The 18,267-nt window shown below is 71.5% G+C and carries 17 protein-coding genes; 13 read left to right on the top strand and 4 right to left on the bottom strand.

Going from position 1 to position 18,267, the window contains the following annotated elements; genetic code table 11:
• Positions 1-38 precede the first annotated feature (38 nt).
• Entirely contained in the window at positions 39-1,397 is a 1,359-nt protein-coding gene (locus OG357_RS27160) for a cation:proton antiporter (RefSeq protein WP_329623641.1), read from the bottom strand.
• Positions 1,398-1,522: 125 nt separating this feature from the next.
• On the opposite strand from OG357_RS27160, the gene OG357_RS27155 reads away from it, so the two are divergent.
• The 5 genes from OG357_RS27155 to OG357_RS27135 all read left to right on the top strand — a co-directional run bounded on the left by OG357_RS27155 (position 1,523) and on the right by OG357_RS27135 (position 8,248).
• Positions 1,523-2,761 (top strand): hypothetical protein, encoded by a 1,239-nt coding sequence (locus tag OG357_RS27155; RefSeq protein ID WP_329623640.1) that lies wholly within the window; start codon positions 1,523-1,525, stop codon positions 2,759-2,761.
• Entirely contained in the window at positions 2,758-3,882 is a 1,125-nt protein-coding gene (locus tag OG357_RS27150; RefSeq protein ID WP_329623639.1) for an effector-associated domain 2-containing protein, read from the top strand. Before OG357_RS27155 ends, OG357_RS27150 begins: the two co-directional genes overlap by 4 nt.
• Before the next feature lie 84 nt (positions 3,883-3,966).
• Positions 3,967-4,161, top strand: a complete 195-nt coding sequence (locus OG357_RS27145; RefSeq protein ID WP_329623638.1) for a hypothetical protein — start codon at positions 3,967-3,969, stop codon at positions 4,159-4,161.
• A gap of 21 nt (positions 4,162-4,182) precedes the next feature.
• Positions 4,183-6,024 (top strand): HEXXH motif domain-containing protein, encoded by a 1,842-nt coding sequence (locus OG357_RS27140; RefSeq protein ID WP_329623637.1) that lies wholly within the window; start codon positions 4,183-4,185, stop codon positions 6,022-6,024.
• Between the two features lie 166 nt (positions 6,025-6,190).
• Entirely contained in the window at positions 6,191-8,248 is a 2,058-nt protein-coding gene (locus OG357_RS27135) for a phosphocholine-specific phospholipase C (protein WP_329623636.1), read from the top strand.
• A 76-nt stretch (positions 8,249-8,324) separates the two neighbouring features.
• On the opposite strand, the gene OG357_RS27130 is transcribed toward OG357_RS27135, so the two are convergent.
• On the bottom strand, positions 8,325-9,536 hold the full coding sequence (locus tag OG357_RS27130) for a hypothetical protein (RefSeq protein WP_329623635.1): 1,212 nt from the start codon (positions 9,534-9,536) through the stop codon (positions 8,325-8,327).
• A gap of 363 nt (positions 9,537-9,899) precedes the next feature.
• Here OG357_RS27130 and OG357_RS27125 point away from each other — a divergent pair, with 363 nt between their 5' ends.
• The 3 genes from OG357_RS27125 (at position 9,900) to OG357_RS27115 (ending at position 12,340) form a co-directional block, all read left to right on the top strand.
• Positions 9,900-10,358, top strand: a complete 459-nt coding sequence (locus OG357_RS27125; RefSeq protein WP_329623634.1) for a DUF7144 family membrane protein — start codon at positions 9,900-9,902, stop codon at positions 10,356-10,358.
• A 51-nt stretch (positions 10,359-10,409) separates the two neighbouring features.
• Positions 10,410-10,736: a carboxymuconolactone decarboxylase family protein gene (locus OG357_RS27120; RefSeq protein WP_329623633.1), complete on the top strand. Its 327-nt coding sequence runs from the start codon at positions 10,410-10,412 to the stop codon at positions 10,734-10,736.
• Between the two features lie 167 nt (positions 10,737-10,903).
• Positions 10,904-12,340 (top strand): DUF2252 domain-containing protein, encoded by a 1,437-nt coding sequence (locus tag OG357_RS27115; protein WP_329623632.1) that lies wholly within the window; start codon positions 10,904-10,906, stop codon positions 12,338-12,340.
• A 20-nt stretch (positions 12,341-12,360) separates the two neighbouring features.
• On the opposite strand, the gene OG357_RS27110 is transcribed toward OG357_RS27115, so the two are convergent.
• Positions 12,361-12,918 carry a potassium channel family protein gene (locus OG357_RS27110; RefSeq protein ID WP_329623631.1) on the bottom strand — a complete coding sequence of 186 codons (558 nt, stop codon included), beginning with the start codon at positions 12,916-12,918 and terminating at the stop codon, positions 12,361-12,363.
• A gap of 265 nt (positions 12,919-13,183) precedes the next feature.
• Between OG357_RS27110 and OG357_RS27105 the strand changes: the two genes are divergently transcribed.
• Positions 13,184-13,609 (top strand): SHOCT domain-containing protein, encoded by a 426-nt coding sequence (locus tag OG357_RS27105; protein ID WP_329623630.1) that lies wholly within the window; start codon positions 13,184-13,186, stop codon positions 13,607-13,609.
• Between the two features lie 21 nt (positions 13,610-13,630).
• Positions 13,631-14,308, top strand: a complete 678-nt coding sequence (locus OG357_RS27100; RefSeq protein ID WP_329623629.1) for a GAP family protein — start codon at positions 13,631-13,633, stop codon at positions 14,306-14,308.
• An 8-nt stretch (positions 14,309-14,316) separates the two neighbouring features.
• Here OG357_RS27100 and OG357_RS27095 read toward each other — a convergent pair whose 3' ends face one another.
• On the bottom strand, positions 14,317-15,264 hold the full coding sequence (locus tag OG357_RS27095) for a hypothetical protein (RefSeq protein WP_329623628.1): 948 nt from the start codon (positions 15,262-15,264) through the stop codon (positions 14,317-14,319).
• 209 nt (positions 15,265-15,473) lie between these two features.
• Between OG357_RS27095 and OG357_RS27090 the strand changes: the two genes are divergently transcribed.
• The 3 genes from OG357_RS27090 to OG357_RS27080 are packed head-to-tail and all read left to right on the top strand — an operon-like array spanning position 15,474 to position 17,897.
• Positions 15,474-15,896 (top strand): hypothetical protein, encoded by a 423-nt coding sequence (locus OG357_RS27090; protein ID WP_329623627.1) that lies wholly within the window; start codon positions 15,474-15,476, stop codon positions 15,894-15,896.
• A 49-nt stretch (positions 15,897-15,945) separates the two neighbouring features.
• On the top strand, positions 15,946-17,388 hold the full coding sequence (locus OG357_RS27085; protein WP_329623626.1) for a hypothetical protein: 1,443 nt from the start codon (positions 15,946-15,948) through the stop codon (positions 17,386-17,388).
• On the top strand, positions 17,385-17,897 hold the full coding sequence (locus tag OG357_RS27080; RefSeq protein WP_329623625.1) for a hypothetical protein: 513 nt from the start codon (positions 17,385-17,387) through the stop codon (positions 17,895-17,897). Before OG357_RS27085 ends, OG357_RS27080 begins: the two co-directional genes overlap by 4 nt.
• Positions 17,898-18,267: the final 370 nt, after the last annotated feature.

Raw genomic sequence — 18,267 nt, 5'->3', positions numbered from 1 at the left:
CCTGGACCCGGCCGGCCCACAGGGGTTCGGGACCTCAGCTACGACCGTGGCGCCGCTTCGGCGCCCGCGGCGGACACCGGTCCGGAGTCCGGACCGGAGCCCGGCCCGGTCAGGATCTCCGGTGACGTCCCGCTGCCCGACCGGCGACCGGCGGGCGGGGCCGGCGGTGCGGCGTCCGGACGGCGGCGCAGCAGTCCGATCATCGGCCCGGCGGCGGCTGTGGTGAGGAGCGCCATCACGACCAGCAGCGCGTAGAGCCGGGGACCGATCACCCCGGCCGCCAACCCGACGTTGAGCACGATGAGTTCGGTGAGACCGCGGGTGTTGAGCAGGACGCCGATCAGCAGCGAGTCCCGCCACGGGATGCGGACGCCGCGGGCCGCGAGCGTGCCGGCGGCCACCTTGCCGACCACCGCCGCGCCGCATATCACCGCCAGGAGCAGCAGGTCGGAGCCGTGCAGCCCGTCGAGCGCGACCGCCATCCCGGAGACCGCGAAGAACACCGGGAGCAGCAGCCCCCCGGCGTCCTGGAGCGGGCGGAGCAGGCTGCTGTCCGGGGAGCCGTCGGACCGGCGGGGCATCACGACCCCGGCGAGCAGCGCGCCGAAGATGACGTGCAGCCCGAGTGCGTTGGTGGCCCACGCCGAGGCCAGTGCCACGGAGACGGCGACCGGGACCTGTTGGGACACCCGGGTGCCGGGCCGGTCCTTCCACCAGGCCAGGAGGGGCCGTACGACGAAGAGCATCACGAGGATGTACACGGCCAGCAGGGCGGCCTTGACCACCCAGGACCGCAGCGAGCCGTGCGCGCCGCCGACCAGGACCACGGCCAGGACGGGCCAGCTCAGCGCGTCGATGACGCCGGCGGCGGCCATCGCGACCGTGCCGGGCACGCTCCCGGCCAGCCCTTGGTCCTTGATGATGCTCGCCAGGACGGGGACCGCCGTGATGGACAGGGCGACCGCCATGTAGAGGACGAAGGTGGTGTCGACGGGATGTCCGCCGTTGACCGACTCGAAGGCCTCGGGGAGGAGCAGGACGAGGCCGGCGCCCATCGCCATGGGGACGACGAAGCCGCCCAGGGAGACAGCGACCACGGCCCGCTGCCCGCGCAGCAGGCCCAGGTCCAGTTCGTATCCGACGGCGAAGAGGAAGAAGACCAGGGCCACTTGGGCCAGGGCCGTCAGAATGGGATGGATCTCCGCCGGGAAGAGCGTCTCGTACACCTGGCCGGGTAACAGGCCCAGGAGGCTGGGACCGAGCGCGATGCCCGCGAAGAGCTGGCCCACGACCGGTGGTTGACCGAGTCTGCGCGCTGCCGCGCCCATGACGGAGGAGGCCGCGATCACCACGGCGAGGGCTGCGACGACATGCGTGATCACGGAGTCCGAGCTCACCGGCATTCCCCTTCTGGCATATGCCGCTCACTGTGGCACAGCCCCTACGGAGTGTAGCCGCCATCCGCGCAAGTGGCCTATCGTGGAAGCCGTTTGGCGTATGCCGCCACGAACGGGGGGTCAGCATGACGACAGTGCTGTTCGTACACGGCACGGGAGTGCGCGAGCCGGGATTCACCGGAACCCTGGAGCTGGTACGGGCGGGATTGCTGCCCTTACGGCCCGAAGTCGCCATTACTCCCTGTTATTGGGGTGAAAGCGCGGGATCGGCACTGCGTTCGAACGGAGCCTCCGTGCCGGGGTACGGCACCGGGCGCGGGCTGCCGGGGGCGGGCGCCCCGGGAGCGGAGGCGGACGGACCCGACGAGGACGTCGAGTTCTGGGGTCTCCTCTACCTCGATCCGCTGCTCGAACTGCGCCTGCTCACCTCGGAGCCGGCCGCCCGTACGGAACTGGCCCCGGGCGCCGTCCCGCCGGGCGAGGCCCTCTCCTCGGCGGCCCAGTCCCTCACCGGGGACGCCCGCCTGCGCGAGCTGCTCGACGCCGCGGGGATCGGCGAGGAGTTCCCCGCCGCCGTCGCCGCCGTCCTCACCTCGCCGGACTGCCGCCAGTTCCTGCGCTCCCCCGCCGCGAGCACCGAAGTCGGCGCACTGGCACGGGCGTTCACGGCCGAGGCGGTACGCCGCCGGGCCGAGCGGCAGGGCACGGCACAGGCCTTCGACGGCACCGCCCGCGACGAGGCCGTCGCCCGGATCGTCGCCCTGCTCCCCGGCGACCCGTCCGACGGGGCTGACGGTTCCGACGGGCCGGGGACGCATCGCGGCCCGGTCACCCGGCGGGTCAAGAAGCTGGCCGGACGTCTGGCGCTCGGCCTGGCCTCCGCCCAGGCGGTCAAGCGGCGGTCCGCGCTCACCGACGCGGCGCATCCGGCGGCCGGGGACGTCCTGCTCTACCTGTCCCGGGGCGAGGCGATCCGCGAGGTCGTCGCGGAGGCTGTCCGGGCCGCCGAGCCGCCGGTCGTCCTGCTCGCCCACAGCCTGGGCGGCATCGCCTCCCTGGACCTGCTGGTGCTGCGGGCGCTGCCGGAGGTCGAACTGCTCGTCACCGTCGGCTCACAGGCGCCGTTCCTGTACGAGCTGGGGGCGCTGCCGAGCCTGGAGCACGGCAGCCCGCTGCCCGCACACGTACCGCGCTGGGTGAACGTGTACGACCGGCGGGACCTGCTCGGTTACGTCGGCGCGGGCGTCTTCCCCGACCGGGTCCGGGACGTGGCCCTCGACGGCCGCCAGCCCTTCCCCCTCTCCCACAGCGCCTACTGGAGCAACCCCGAGCTGTACCGCCTCCTCGCGGAGGAGCTGCCGTGACCGGCGCGCGCCCGGAGCGCACGTACGCCGTCGTCGTCGGCGCGGAGCGCTACGCGGCGGGGCCGTCCTGGGACCTGCCGGGGCCCGCCGCCGACGCCCGCCGCTTCACCGACTGGCTGCGCGGCCGCGGCGTGCCCGCGGCCAACGTCTTCCTGCTGCTCGATCCGCTGCCCGGCGCGGGCGGACCCGAGGTCGACGTCGCCGCGGGCACCGCCGGGCGGGAGGCCGTGCAGGAGGTGCTGACGCGCCGGCTGCCGGCCCTGGAGGGCGACCTCCTCTGGGTGTTCTGGGGCGGCCACGGCGTCACCGACCCGCAGGGACACCGCAGGCTCTTCTACGGCGACGCCGGCCCGGACGACCGCCGGAACCTGGACCTGGACGCCTGGCTGACCGCCTTCACCACCGACCTCCTGCCGGGCTTCCGGCGCCAGATCTGGCTGGTGGACTCCTGCCAGACCTTCGTCGAGGACCTCGGCTTCGCCCGCGCCCTGCCCACCGAACTGCCCTCGGGCGGCGAGCGGTTGCCCGGCCGGGAGCAGTACGTCCTGCTGGCCTCCGGCCCCGGGCAGCGGGCGGTCAACGACCCCGTACGGCAGACGGGAGCCTTCTCCCGTGCCGTACTGGCCGCCCTGGCCGCGTCGGACGGCGGCGCGTGGCCGCCCGACATGAACGCGGTCGCGGACACGGTCCTCGGGGAGTTCACCGGGCCGGGACAGCGGCCCACCTCACTCTGGCACCGGTCCTGGGCGGGTGACGAGCGCCGGCTGGAGTTCCCGTCCGCCCGGCCCCTGGACTTCCCGTCCACCCGGCGCCTGGAGGAACCGGTGACGGACGCCGGGCTGGCCGAACTCATCGGCCTGCTGGCCGGTTGGCCCAGCATGGCGGACCGCGACCACCGGCAGCTCGTCCTCGGGATGCTGCCCCCCGACCTCGCCGGCGCGATCCCCCGCATGGGGGCGCCGCGCCCCGACATCATCAGCATCGTACGGACCTGCCGACGCCACCCGGGAGGGCTGGCCGCCCTCGTCGAGGCGCTCTCCCTGCTCGAACCGGGCTCCCTGGAGCAGCGCGAGCTGAAGGACTGGGCCGACCGCCGGCTGACACCGGGATCCGGCGGCTGACCGGGCTGATCACGCTCTTCCCGAACCTCTGTGGCTGCGCCATCATGAAGTCAACGGGGTTCACGGCTGCTAGGGGGATGTCGCATGCACACGTCCGACGAGTACATGGGATCCGAGTACATGGGATCCGAGCTGGTCGATCTCAGCGACGTCCCGCTCTCCGCCCTCCGGTCGCAGAGCCCGAGCCTGCACGCCCGCTCGCTGGAGCGGCTGCTCCGTCAGGTCGAGTCTCCGCGGGTCAACTTCGCCGGGGACGGTAAGCCCGGGCGGGCCGACTGACGGTCCCCGGGGAGGAGATCCGTGCAGACCGACGGACGACACGAACCCGCCCGTAGCGCGCACCATCTCGTTCCCTCGGCGCACTTCGACGCCCTGGCCGCGGGCCGGGGCGACGCCGGCACGATCCGCTTCCTGCGGACCACCGAGTACAGCAGGCGCCTCCTGCTGCTGCGGGCCCTGCTCGACGCCGTCGCGGAGACGCCCGGCGCGCTCGGCCCGCTGCCGGACGTGGACAGCGTGTGGGACACGCTGACGGCCGCTCAGCAGCGCGCCCCGGAGGACTTCGGGGAGCTGCTGATGCATCCGCACGTCGGGGTCTGGCTGGGGCACGGGCTGCGGCGGCTGCGGCGGACGGCCTGGGGCGACGGACCGCTCTGGACCGACGTCGGGCACGTCTTCACGGTGTGCGCCGTCGCCGCGCTGCGCACGGGGCTGCCGCTGCGCACCACCGTGCCCGTGCGGGACGGCGGCGTCATGTTCCCCACCCTCGGACTCGCCCGGCTGCCGGACCGCCCGCGCTGGGGAACGGCGGAGGTGGTGGTGGAGGCGGGACGGCTGAGGGTCGACCCGTACGGAGCGTGCGTCGGTCCGCCCGACCCGCCCGCCGGCGACGCCCCGGGGTGGCAGGAGCCGCACCGGTTGCACGCGCGCGTGGCGGGGCGGCCGGTGGGGGTCTGGCTGGACGACATCGACCCCTACCGGGACCTCAGCGAGCCGCTCCCCGCACACCGCCTCGCCCCGGACGAGACCGCCCGCTGGCGGGAACGGTTCGGCCTGGCGCTCGGCGTTCTGGAGGACAGCGACCCGGAGACGGCCGCGGCTGTCGCGGAGGGCTTGCGCAGCATGACGCCCGTGCGGTCCTTATCGACCGGGGCGGTCCTCAGCGCCTCCTCCGGTGACGCGTTCGGCGGCCTGCTGACCTCGCTGCCGCCCGATCCGGTCACCTTCGCCGTCACGCTGGTCCACGAGTTCCAGCACACCAAGCTCGGCGCGCTGCTGCATCTGCTGACGCTGGAGCGGGACGACGGCGCCGAGCGGCACCACGCCCCCTGGCGGGACGACCCCCGTCCCCTGAGCGGTCTGCTCCAGGGCGCGTACGCCTTCCTGGGGATCACCGACTTCTGGTCCCGCCGCCTCGACCGGGCGCCCGCAGCCGAACGGGCTTCGGCCGAGTTCGAGTTCGCCCTCAGACTGCGCCAGACGCGGGAGGCCGTCGAGACCCTCGGCGCCGATCCCGCGCTGACCGCCCACGGCCGCCGGTTCCTGCGGGGCATGGCCGCCCGGCTGCCCGACTGGACGGCCGACAGCCGGGTCCGGCCGGGCATCGACGCCATGGCCGCGTTCGCCGCCACCGACCACCGCACCGAGTGGCGGATCCGGCACCTGGTCCCCGCCCCGGACGCCGTACGCGCCCTGGCCAGGGCCTACGTCACCGGCGCCGCCGCCGACTGCCGAGGCGCCGAGCCCTCGGTCGTCCCCGACCTCACGACCCACTGGTCCCACGCCCGCACCCGCGTGATCCGCCACCTCCTCGACACACCGGACTCCGGCGACCTGCCTGGACACTCGGGCCGCCTGGCTGGGCCCTTCGGCGCCGAGCGTGCTCTCGTCGCCGGGGACCCGGCCGCGGTGGACGCCTACGCGCGCCTCCTGGCCGAGGATCCCGAGGACCCCGACGCGTGGACCGGACTCGTGCTCGCCCTCGCCCTCGCCGACCCCGCCCTCCGCCCGCTGCTCCGGCGCCCCGAGCTCCCCCGGGCCGTCCACCGCGAGCTCCGCGTCATCGGCACGACGGCCGACCCGCGGCGACTCGCCCGCTGGCTGGCCTCGGGGGTGGCCGGCCAACCGGGCAGGGGCCGCTGAACGTGTTCGTCTGCCGTACGGCGGGCAGCCATGAGGCGGCCTCCCGGACGTGGGCCGCGGGCGCTCTCCTTGGGGCGCCCGCACGCCGGTTCCGGCCGGCCGCGCGCACCCATACCCGTACCCGCACCCCCACCGACCGCTCGCACCCCCGAGGAGAACTCCCCCCATGACCGACATCGATCGTCGCCGGTTCCTCCAACTCACCGGCGGTGCCGCCGCGTTCACCCTGCTCTCCGAGAGCATCGCCCGCGCCGCCGCCATCCCGGCGCAGGGCTCGACCGGCACGATCCAGGACGTCGAGCACATCGTCGTCCTGATGCAGGAGAACCGTTCCTTCGACCACTACTTCGGGGCGATGAAGGGCGTGCGCGGCTTCGGCGACCCGCGTCCCGTGACCCTGCCGAGCGGGAAGCCGGTCTGGAACCAGTCGGACGGTTCGAAGGTCACCCTGCCCTTCCGGCCGGAGAGCGCCAAGCTCGGCATGGAGTTCCTCCAGGGCCTCAACCACGACTGGGCCGGCGGGCAGAAGGCCTTCAACAAGGGCAAGTACGACCAGTGGATACCGGCCAAGACCAAGGCCACGATGGCCTACCTCACCCGTGAGGACATCCCCTTCCACTACGCGCTCGCCGACGCGTTCACGATCTGCGACGCCTACCACTGTTCGTTCATCGGCTCCACCGACCCGAACCGCTACTACCTGTGGAGCGGTCACACCGGCAACGACGGCACCGGCGGCGGCCCGGTCCTCAACAACGCCGAGGCGGGCTACGGCTGGAAGACGTACCCCGAGCGCCTGGAGGCGGCCGGGGTCTCCTGGAAGGTCTACCAGGACACCGGCGACGGACTGAACGCCGCCGGCTCCTGGGGCTGGATCAACGACGCGTACCGCGGCAACTACGGCGACAACTCGCTCCTCTACTTCAACACCTACCGGAACGCCCAGCCCGGCAACCCGCTCTACGACAAGGCCCGCACGGGCACGAACGTGAAGAACGGCGACACCTACCTCGCCGACCTGCGCGCCGACGTGCAGGCGGGCCGGCTGCCCAAGGTCTCCTGGATCGCGGCCCCCGAGGCGTTCTCGGAGCACTCCAACTGGCCCGCCAACTACGGCGCCTGGTACATCGCCCAGGTCCTGGACGCGCTGACCTCGAACCCGGACGTGTGGGCCCGTACCGCCCTGTTCATCACGTACGACGAGAACGACGGCTTCTTCGACCACGTCGTCCCGCCGTACGTCCCGGCCTCCTCCGCACAGGGCCTGTCGACCACGCCGACCGCGCTCGACCACTTCCCCGGGAAGACGGGGTACGTCGCCGGTCCCTACGGCCTCGGCCCGCGCGTCCCGATGATCGTCGTCTCCCCCTGGTCCACCGGCGGCTACTCCTGCTCCGAGACCTTCGACCACACCTCGGTCATCCGCTTCATGGAGCAGCGCTTCGGGGTGCAGGAGCCCCAGATCTCCCCGTGGCGGCGGGCCGTCTGCGGCGACCTGACCTCCGCCTTCGACTTCACGCGGACGAACACCCAGGCCGCCCCGCTCCCGCCGACCGCCGGCTACTACCCGCCGGACCGCGACCGCCACCCCGACTTCCTCGCCACCGCCCCGGCCGTCGGCGCGATGCCCCGCCAGGAGCCGGGCGGCAAGCCCACCCGCCCCCTGAAGTACGCCCCGTACGTGGACGGCAGCGCGGACACCACGGCCGGCACCTACCGCCTCACCTTCAGCGGAGGCCCCTCGGCGGGCGCCCAGTTCTACGTGACGTCGGCGAACCGCACGGACGCGCCCTGGACGTACACGACCGAGGCGAACAAGTCCCTCTCGGACACCTGGAACACCAAGTACTCCAAGACCCTCACCGACCTCACGGTCCACGGCCCCAACGGCTTCCTCCGCCGCTTCCGCTCCCCCGGCAAGACCGCCGTCCCCGAGGTCACCGCCCGCCACAACGCCACCACGGGCAATCTGGACCTCACCTTCACCAACGTGGGGACGGCCGACGCCCGTCTCACCGTCACCCACGCCTACGCGGGCGGCCCGCGGACCGTCACGGTCCCCCGCGGCGCCACCGTCACCCACACCGTCGACCTGAGCACGAGCCGCGCCTGGTACGACGTGACGGTCACCTCGGACACGTCCGCCGACTACCTCCGGCGCCTCGCGGGCCACGTGGAGACGGGCGCGCAGGGCGTCACGGACCCGGGCATCCTGACGTACTGACCCGTACGCCACTCCGCCCGCTGACCCGTCGAACGGGCGGGCGGGCGGGGTGGCGATTCGGCGTTCGTTCCCGGCTTCAGACCTTGGGAACCGCCTCGTCATGGCGCTCGCGTCCACTGGCGGCCAGCAGTGCGATCACCGCCAGGACGGCGAGGAGAATGAGCACCAGCAGCAGGACGGTGAGCACCGTCGGGTGGTTCCAGAACGCGAAGACCAGCGCCAGGACGACCAGCACCCCGATGGTGAGCCACCGGCGGTAGGTGTTCACCCAGGTGCCCGCCTTCCCGGTGTGCACTCCGTGGCCCGCGCCCCAGCGCGCGACGGAGTCGGCCGTACGCTCGGACGCGCCGCGCACGGCACGCGGCAGGCGGCCCGTACCGGACAGGTAGGCGCCGAGCGCCACGAGGATCCCGAGGACGATCGCGGTGCGGATGCTGACGCGCAGGAAGCGGAGCAGCGTGTCGAAGATCGCCGCGGCCGCGTCCGGTGACTGCACCTGCTCGGGCAGATGGTCGAGGTAGTAGCGGCGGGCGATCACCAGGCCGATGGCGAGCACCAGACAGGCCGCGGCCGCGCCGAGCATCGTGGTCACCAGGGCCCGGCGACGGCGGCGGGCGAGTACCACCCCGATGGCGCCGAGCACCACCGTGAGAATGGGCAGCCAGTTGCCGACGACGTCGAGCAGATGGACCCCGTCCCTGATCTTCTCCAGCTTGTCGGACTGGAAGAGCACCATCTGCTTGTTGACGTCCGGGATCTTCTCCGCCGGGGAGAGTCCGGCGTCCACGAGGTCCTTCTTGACCTGCTCGACGGCGGCGCCGACGTCGAGGGTGACCGTGCCGCCGCTGACCTCGACGGAGCCGCGGCCCTCACCGGTCAGGGCGTGCACCACGGCCGAATGGGCGACGCGGTTGGCCCCGGTCCAGACGGTCTCGAACCGGTCGCTCTCGACGAAGCGGGTCGCCACCTTGGTGACGGCCTGGTCGACCGCCGAGTCCAGCTGCGGCCCCAGCGACTTGATCGCGTTGGCGACGCGGGGCGGCAGCCCCTGGGACTGCAGCCATGCCGCGATGTCGGACGTGACCTGCGGGCCGTCGACCCTGGCGTCGGCGGCTTCGGCGATCCGCTTGACGGCTGCCGCCTCGATCGCCGGGTCCGACGCGAGCGGGGCGACCGTCGACACGTACCGGTCGTTGTCGAGGACGATGTCGTGCACCCAGACGGTGATCAGGGATACCGGCACGAGGATGCAGGTGAGCGTGATCAGGATGGCCGAGACGGTGCTCATCGCGATCCGTCCGGCGCGTGAGCCCTTCCGGCCCGGCGGCGACGGAGCCTGAGGAGCGGCGTCGGGCGGCGGGGGAGGCGGGGGAGGCTCGGGCGGCGTACTCATGACACTCCCGGGGCGGCTGCGGAGAGGGTACTGGCACCCCATTAGGCACTCGCCGTAGCCGACCTCGCACTCCGGGTTACTCCACCGAGGTGCGAGCCGTGGCCGCCGACAGCCGGTCACACCGCCGTCGAGCACGCCGGCCCGGCGACCGTGATACTCGAAGTGAGGCACCTAGGCCCGACATTCCCGAGGAGGCACCAGCACATCCACGGCCGAAGGGATGCCCGGCAACGCACCGCGAGCTGCGAGGTGACTTCTATGAGCCAGCAAACACCGGCCGGAGGGCAGTGGAAGAACACCGGCCCCGCGCCAGGGAACGCGCACCGGTCCGGAGACGGCGGCGGTGTCGCCGGCGGGGGCACCGTGTTCGCCGCGGTGCTGCTGTCCCTTTCGGGCCTCCTGGCCGTCCTCCAGGGCATCGGGGCCATCGCCAAGGACGACGTGTACGCACGCGTCGGCGACTACGTCTTCGAGTTCGACCTGACGGCCTGGGGCTGGATCCACCTCGTCCTCGGGATCATTGTCATCCTGTGCGCGGTGGGCCTCTTCATGAGCCAGAACTGGGCGCGGGCAACGGGCATCACCCTGGCCTCCCTCAGCGCGATCGCCAACTTCCTCTGGCTGCCGTACCAGCCGTGGTGGGCGCTCGTCATCCTGGCGATCGACATCTTCATCATCTGGGCGCTGTGCGCGAGTTGGTCGCACCACACCGATTGACGGTCTCGACCCCCACCACACCACACCACACCTCTCAGGAGGACATACGACATGTCCACCGCATCGGAAACCCCTGTCCTGGACACCCTCGCCGCCATGACGATCGACTCGATCGAGCGGTGCGGCCTGGCTCCGGACATGCTCATGGTCGCGCGGATGGCGGCCCTCGCCGCCTCGGACGCCCCTCCGATCTCGTACGCGGCCCACATCGAACTCGCCATCGAGACCGGCATGACCGCCGAGCAGCTCCAGGACGTCCTGGTCGCCATCGCGCCGATCGTGGGCACCGCCCGCGTCATGACGGCGGCAGGCAACATCTCCGCGGCGCTCGGCATCGCCATCGCCGTCGCGGATGCCGAGATTGAGGACCAGGGCTGAGAGCCGCCCCCCACCCACCACCCTCATCCCCACCCGACATCGATGCCCGGCGCGGCCCCCACCGGAGAAGGCGAGAAGGCGATGGAGCCGTCTCCGGCCGCCTGACCCTCGCGCCGGGCATTCCCACGGCCAACGGCCTGCACAAGGGCCAGGCAGGAGGGGTTCCCATGCCCCGGAAATCGACCACGGCGACGGCGATGCGCGCGGCACGCCACGCGACGCCGGAGGAACGTGCGGCGCTCGGCAGGGAAGCCCGGCGCCGCTCGCCCCGGTCGGGCCACGCCGAGTACCGGCCGTCCGCCGACAGGCCCGACCCGCTGACGATCCTGGAGGCGCAGTCGGCGGCACGGGTCCCCGAGCTCGTACCGATCCGCTACGCCCGCATGACGGAGTCCCCGTTCCGCTTCTACCGCGGCGCCGCCGCGATCATGGCCTCCGACCTGGCCGACACCCCCCGTTCAGGGCTCACGGCCCAGCTGTGCGGGGACGCGCACATGCTCAACTTCCGCCTCCTCGCCTCCCCGGAACGGCAGTTGATGTTCGACATCAACGACTTCGACGAGACGCTGCCGGGCCCCTGGGAGTGGGACGTCAAACGACTGTCGGCGAGTTTCGTCATCGCCGCCCGGGCCAACGGCTTCGACGACGCCGAGCGCGCCCGCATCGTCCGGCACACGGTCCGTTCCTACCGCGAGGCGATGATCCGCCTCGCGGGCATGCGCACCATCGACGTCTGGTACGCGAAGATCGACGCGGACCGCCTCGAGGACCTGGCCACGGACCGGCTCCAGAAGCGCGGACGGAAGGACCTGGCCCGCGCCATGGCCAAGGCCCGCACCCGCGACAGCCTCCAAGCCTTCGACAAGCTCACCGAGACGGTCGACGGCCGGCCCGTGATCGCGGCGGATCCCCCGCTGCTCGTTCCGGCGGGCGACCTGCTGCCCGACGTCGAGCGCACCGCCCTCGAACGCCAGTTCCGCGGTCTGATCGAGCGGTACGGCAGCACCCTGCAGTCCGATCGGCGCACACTCCTCTCGGACTACCGTCTGGCGGACGTCGCCCGCAAGGTGGTCGGGGTCGGCAGCGTCGGGACCCGCTGCTGGATCTTCCTGCTCCTCGGCCGGGACGACCAGGACCCGCTCTTCCTCCAGGCCAAGGAGGCGGACACCTCGGTGCTCGCCGAGCACGTCGGCGCGAGCGCGTACCGCAACCAGGGCGAGCGCGTCGTCTCCGGCCAGCGGCTGATGCAGGCCACCAGTGACATCTTCCTTGGCTGGGAGCGCGTGGACGGGATCGACGGCAAGCGGCGCGACTTCTACGTACGCCAGTTGCGCGACTGGAAGGGCATCGCCATGCCGGAGCGGATGAACCCCCGGCGCATGGAGGCGTTCGGGGATCTGTGCGGGGTCACGCTGGCGCGGGCGCACGCGCGGTCGGGCGACCGGATCGCGATCGCCTCGTACCTGGGCAGCGGCACGTCGTTCGACCGGGCCATCGCGACGTTCGCGGAGGCCTACGCCGACCAGAACGAGCGCGACCACCAGGCGCTGGTCGACGCCGTGGTCACGGGCCGGCTGCCCGCTGAGGAGCTGCCGGGAGCCTGAACCGGAGACGGCGGACCCGGTCACCGCACGGTGGGCGGGCCGCCGTCCTCATCGCCCGTCGCCTCGATTTCCCGCAGGCGTCGGCCCTCCTGGACCGCCCCCAGCAGGAAGCGGGCCGCCACGCCGATCAGCAGGAAATTGGCCGTCATCTGTGCCGTGGTCAACAGCCGGGCGAGTTCGGTGCGGGGGGTGATGTCGCCGAAGCCGACCGTGCTGAACACGGTCATCGCGAAGTAGAGGGCGTCGGTCCGGGACATCGTCTCGCTGAAACTCCCCGGTGTGCTGCGCTCCAGCAGGTAGTAGGTCGCGGCGAACAGGAGCACGAAGAACGGCAGCGCCGACGCCACCGCCACGATGGCCCGGAGCCCCGGGCGCGCGGAACGCATGATCGTGTGCACCTGCCAGGCGAGCAGCAGCGCCACCAGGACGATGCCGCCGGCGAGCACCGCCACGGTGCCCGCGGTGAAGGCCGAGTCCAACGGCAACAGGTAGTAGGCGGCCAGAACGGCCGCCAGCGACAGAATCGCACGCGCCGTGGTGAGCACCGCCGACCGGCGGCCCTTCGGATTCCCGTCCACGTGTCCCCGTTCCCCTCTCGTGCTGCGCCCCTGCCAGAGGGCGGTCACTGTCCCAGGCGACCCCGGCGCCGTACGGCAGGCGCACCGGGAGGTCACCGGGCCGGAGGCACCGGTGCTCCGTCGAGCGGTGATCCTCCCCGGGGCCCGGGTCCCCGTCCGGGGTGCGGCGGGCCCGACCCCGGCGCACTCTGGAATCAGTTCGTCACGCCGGATCGCGGCACCCGGAAGGGCAGCCGCGACCGTCACGACCGGCAGGAGATCGACCATGAAGGACTCGATGGTGAACCTGGCAGTGGACTACCCGCTGCTGAACATGTTCTGGACCATTCTGATGATCTTCCTCTGGGTCCTCTGGTTCATGCTGCTGTTCCGCATCATCGGCGACATCTTCAGCGACGACGAGCTGGGCGGCTGGGGCAAGGCGGGGTGGACCGCGTTCGTGATCCTGCTGCCCTTCCTCGGCGTGTTCATCTACCTCATCGCCCGCGGGCGCAGCATGGGCGAACGCGAGTTGAACCGGGTCCGCAAGAACGAGGAGCAGTTCCGCTCGTACGTACGCGAGACTGCCGGGACCACGGGGACCGGCGGCAGCCACGCGGAGGAACTGGCCAGGCTCGCCGAGCTCAAGGACCGCGGCGCGATCACGGACGCCGAGTTCGCCCAGGCCAAGGCCAAGGTCCTCGCGACCTGACCGGGTCAGCGGTACCCGCCCGTGATCCTCGACCTGTTCCTCATCGGCGTGGCCATCACGGTCTACCCCCTGCCGGTCATGGCCTTCGTCCTGGTCGTGTCCGCACCCCGCGGGGTGTACAAGGGACTGGCCTTCATCATCGCCTGGTTCGGCTGCCTGGTGGCCGTGATCGCCATGGTCCTGGCCTTCACCGACGGGCAACCGCCCGCGCCCCGCTCCCCGCCCTCGATCGCGTCACTCACGGCCACGCTGGTCATCGGCGTGGGCCTGATCGTCTACAGCGAGCACAGACGCCGCCGAAGCCGCCGCGCCGCGTCCGCCTCGGACAAGGAGCCGCCCAAGGGTTCCGGCGGCCGGTCGCTGACCTCCCGGATGGACCAGGCCACCGGATGGTCCGCGGCCGGACTGGCCGTGCTCCTCCAGCCCTGGGGAATGGTCAGCGCCGCGGCCGCCACCGTCGTGAAGGCCGATCTCGCCCACGTCCAGTCCTTTCTGGCGCTCTTCGGCTTCTGTGTCCTGGCCACATCCAGCCTGCTGGCCATGGAGCTGTACATGGTGTTCGCGCCCGAGAAGGCCCAGCTGAGCCTGACGAGGCTGCGCGCGTGGCTGGAACGCCACAAGGACCCGGCGATCGTCCTCATCTGTCTGGTGCTCGGGCTGTGGCTGGTAGGCAGGAGCCTGTACCAACTAACAGGCTGACTCCCCGCTCAAGGACAGCTGGAAGCCGGCTCGTCGTGGACGAGTGCGCAGATCATCTGCTCGCCGCGCCGGTCGTCCGGATAGGCCCTGCGCAGTTCGGCGGCGAAGTCGTTCCACTGGCGGGTGGTCTCGGCGGTGGCGCCGGAGACGGCGCGGCTGAAGTTGTCGCCGGTCTTCGAGCGGGCGGACGCGGCGGTGTCCTTGTTCAGGGCGCGGTTGTGCGTGACACGGCCGGCGCAGTCGGCGGACTTGACGCCGGTGGAGTCGAAGTCGGAGTAGCAGCCGGTGGCGAGGTCCGCGGGTACGAGGGCGCGTACCTCCCGTGTCCACTCACCGTCCTCCATGGTGCTGTAGCGCCGGATGTCGAGGAAGGGGACGGCACCGGTACGGGCCAGCCCGGGCGGGTTGTCCAGGCCGACGGGACCGGGGGCGGCCCGGTCGGACCAGTTCGAGTGCGCGTGGAAGTCCTGGAGCTGGTGCCAGCCGCGGCCGAGCTGTTCGAGCACGTCGCACTTGGCACGGTCGGAGCTCTCGTTCCACACACAGGGAGAGGAGAGATCGGTCTCCTCGGCCCGGACCTTGCCGTGGGCGTCGACGAGCCCGTCGGCCGCCTGGACCGCGTTCCGGAAGCGGGCGACGGAGGAACGAATGCAGGCGAGGAGCTCGGTGGTGGCCTCGTCCCGGCTGCGGGGATAGTCCTGGGCGTAGCGGGGGGCGAGGTAGTCGGCGTTGTCGCAGTGCAGAGGCCCGGCGAGGAAGTACCCGCCATGGTCATTGGCGTTGATCGCCCCGTCACGGTCATCCGCCATCGCGGAGAGCGTGCCCGACTCCCAGGGCAGGGCGGCCCTGGTGATGCTCTCGTGGTTACCCCCGGTGAACGCCTGCGCGGGAGGCGCCGGAGCGGCGACCAAGGCCACCACGAACACGGCCGCGAGACGCATCGGACGGAAGGCCATGCGACGCTCCAGTCGCGGGTGGGGCTGTGCTTCCGACGGAGACGAACGTCTGCCATCAACCCTAACGAACGAACGCCCCAGCCGCCGGAGGAGCTCGCGGCGCCTGGGCCGTCGACCCGGCCACTGACGAATTCCCTGGCCGAATCGAGCTCACCAGCCGTAAGCCCTGTTCCATAAGGTGTCGGAGGGACTGTCAGCCTGGGGGTTCGATGGCTTGGGACGAGTGGGAGCACATCAAGGCGGCCGCGCCCATGCGGCTGAACCAACCGGCCCCGGAAGCGGGAGGCAGCGGCGCCGCCAAGCCGGACATGGCCTCGAGCCCGGCAGCCAAGAAGGCTGCGGCGAAGGCGATCGGCGGGGATCTGGAGCCGGGCGTCACCCGCGACGGCAGACACACGGCCGAGACGACGGGCGCCGCGGTCAAGGAGTTCGGCCCGAAGGACGGCTACGGCTGGGACACGTCCAGCGCGCTGAAAAGGGCGCACGAGACCTGGGAGAAGCAGATCACGATGCTGCTCGGACGGCTGGCTTCGGAGAGGCAGGCCCTGAGCGCCACGGGCATGAGCTTCCAGCAGAACGAAGTCGACATCACGGCGCGACTGGCTCGTCAGTCGCGGATCGACGGCGTCTGACCGGCCGACCGGTCCCGGGGGGAGAGACATGCCGACCTACCACGAGGTCATGAGTACGGACCTGTCCAGGCTCGCCACCGCCGCGGGCAAGTGGGAGGAGATGGCGGCCAAGTTCAAGACGCTGGAGGACCATTACAAGAAGGATGTCCACGGCGTCTCACTCGGCGAGTCCTGGATCGGCCTGAGCGCCCAGGCTGCCCAAGACAGGTTCGCCGTCACGCTCAAGGAACTCCAAGGAGCTCGGAGGGAGGCGAAGGCGGTCGCCGCCATCCTCCGTGACGCGCACACGCAGCTCACCGACCTGAGGAACCGGGTCAAAGCGATCCGCGACGGCGCCGTCGACGCGGGCATGCGCGTCTCCGACCAGGGCACGATCTCCTTCGACTCGGAGCGGCTCACCCAGGCTGAGCGAACGGCCTACTCTCACGACCCCGACTTCCAGCAGACGGCCCGGGTCCGGGCGGACGAGTGGGCCGGGAAGCTCGTCCAGGCAGTCGGAGCGGTCAGCGATGCCGACGACGGCATCCGGCTCGCGCTCGACGCCGCCGTCCTCGACTCCGATCCCATGGACGGGACCTTCAACGGCTTCAACCGCAACCCCGGTCCGAACCGCTATCCGTCCCTGGAGGAAGCCGGCAAAGCCGCGAACATGCCGGAGGACCGCAAGGATGTCCCCTCCTGGTGGCGCACCCTTGACCCGGTGACGCGCAGCATCCTGCTCCAGGAGAAGGGCGACGAGCTACGAGCGGCAGGGATCATGGACCCGCGGTACGAGTGGAGGTCCCCCGACCCGGGTTCCGGCCCCTTCGACGTGGAGGAACCCACACCGCGAGATGTGAGGTTCCACGCCTGGGCCCTCGGGCTGGCCACGGTCGGCGACATCACGGGCCAGACAGGCGCGTCCCGCAACATGCTGCACTACCTGCGCGGCACAGGAGACGTCCTCGACCTCGATGTGAATCGCATGCTGCATGACGATCCGTCGTTCAGGTCGGGCGTGGCGAACATCCACATCGCGCAGAACCAGGAGAAGTGGCGGGGCGAGGCGCTCGCCGCGTTCGAGAAGGCAGGAGGTGACAAGCCGGTCACCGTTCCCGTGGAGAGCAAGCAGTTCGGCGGGACGTTCGGGATGGACACCGACTGGTACCGCGCAGTGGGTTCGTACCAGCAGAACCTCTCCGGGATGGTGACGGTCAGGCCGGGTGAAGGCGGCCGGCCCGAGGTGTCACTCGAGTACCAGGTCAACGTGTGGGACCGCTACAACTGGGACCCCAGCAAGCAGACCCCCTTCCCCGGGGGGATCGTCGTCAAGGACAAGGACATGGGGCACCTCCACACCGTCGGTATCGCCCAGGAGTTCGACATGCGCGGCAGCAGCTCGACCTACACGCACGACCTGACCGGCGATGCGGGCACCACCGTGAAACCGGACGATCCCGGCCGGGACGGTGGCCGCGGAGACGTCTCGCGGGGCGAGGAGGAGAACCGGTGAGCAGGCGGCACAGGGCGTACGGAACCCTGAGCGCCACCCTGGCCTCCGCACTGCTGGTGGCTTCCTGTTCCGCGGCGGACCCGGCGCGTGCCGCGCGGGAGGACATATACCCGCACTGGAAGAAGGGCGCCGGAGCCACCGAGGCGGCAGCGTTCATGAAGGTGGAAGTCCCCAAGGGTGCGGCCGACGTGAAGGGGGCCGTACAGGTCAACCCTCAGGAGGACATCTACCTCCTCACCTTCCGCACGGACCGGACGACCGCCATACGGCTGGCGGAGGACCTCGCCCCCGAGGAGCCGCTGGAGCGGTGGAAGGTGCGCCCCACACCCTCGTCCGAGCACTTCCGACACTTCGGTCTCCCCGAGCCGGAAACCGTGCCGGACGCCCTTCATGCAGGCGTCTGCCCGCCCTGCGTGGAGGACCACCGACGCCGCGAGGTCTCCTGGATCGAGATCCACCTGGGAGACGTCGAGGCCGTCCGAACCAGGGTGTACCTGCGCGCGTACTGACGGACCATGACTCCCCGACCCGCGCGAGCCGTCCGGGTGACCCCGGCGTGTCGTTGCCGTGATGCGCGTCACAGGCGGTGCACCGTCAGGCGGGAGAACGAACCCCTGGCGCGAAAGAGCCCATGGCCACAGGGAAAAACCTTCCTGCGACCACGGGCGAGTGGTGGGGCGGGTGGGACTCGAACCCATTTCAGTGACGCGTCTCACCTGCGGCGATGCCGAAGGACCGGACATATCCATCGGATTCCATCCGGCTGCGTCCCCCTTCGATCCCGCTCGATCGAGGACTGTGCAGCGTTCGCTGCACCGCTGTCGCCACGCTCCCCCGCGCCCGCGAATCTCGGGTCGACTCCGCCCCCCCCCTGCGGCT

Origin of the sequence: Streptomyces sp. NBC_01255, from assembly GCF_036226445.1 — a bacterium.
In the GTDB taxonomy this organism is placed as follows: Bacteria; Actinomycetota; Actinomycetes; order Streptomycetales; family Streptomycetaceae; genus Streptomyces.
The sequence above is the reverse complement of the archived record's forward strand: the minus strand, read 5'-3'. Positions and strand labels throughout refer to the sequence as shown.

Bases quoted from the DNA above. Each gene is read 5' to 3' on its own strand.
- OG357_RS27130 (WP_329623635.1), bottom strand. From the start codon at position 9,536: ATGAGCACCGTCTCGGCCATCCTGATCACGCTCACCTGCATCCTCGTG.
- OG357_RS27145 (WP_329623638.1), top strand. From the start codon at position 3,967: ATGCACACGTCCGACGAGTACATGGGATCCGAGTACATGGGATCCGAG.
- OG357_RS27090 (WP_329623627.1), top strand. From the start codon at position 15,474: ATGGCTTGGGACGAGTGGGAGCACATCAAGGCGGCCGCGCCCATGCGG.
- OG357_RS27115 (WP_329623632.1), top strand. From the start codon at position 10,904: ATGCCCCGGAAATCGACCACGGCGACGGCGATGCGCGCGGCACGCCAC.
- OG357_RS27155 (WP_329623640.1), top strand. From the start codon at position 1,523: ATGACGACAGTGCTGTTCGTACACGGCACGGGAGTGCGCGAGCCGGGA.
- OG357_RS27095 (WP_329623628.1), bottom strand. From the start codon at position 15,264: ATGGCCTTCCGTCCGATGCGTCTCGCGGCCGTGTTCGTGGTGGCCTTG.
- OG357_RS27085 (WP_329623626.1), top strand. From the start codon at position 15,946: ATGAGTACGGACCTGTCCAGGCTCGCCACCGCCGCGGGCAAGTGGGAG.
- OG357_RS27125 (WP_329623634.1), top strand. From the start codon at position 9,900: ATGAGCCAGCAAACACCGGCCGGAGGGCAGTGGAAGAACACCGGCCCC.
- OG357_RS27105 (WP_329623630.1), top strand. From the start codon at position 13,184: ATGAAGGACTCGATGGTGAACCTGGCAGTGGACTACCCGCTGCTGAAC.
- OG357_RS27135 (WP_329623636.1), top strand. From the start codon at position 6,191: ATGACCGACATCGATCGTCGCCGGTTCCTCCAACTCACCGGCGGTGCC.
- OG357_RS27120 (WP_329623633.1), top strand. From the start codon at position 10,410: ATGTCCACCGCATCGGAAACCCCTGTCCTGGACACCCTCGCCGCCATG.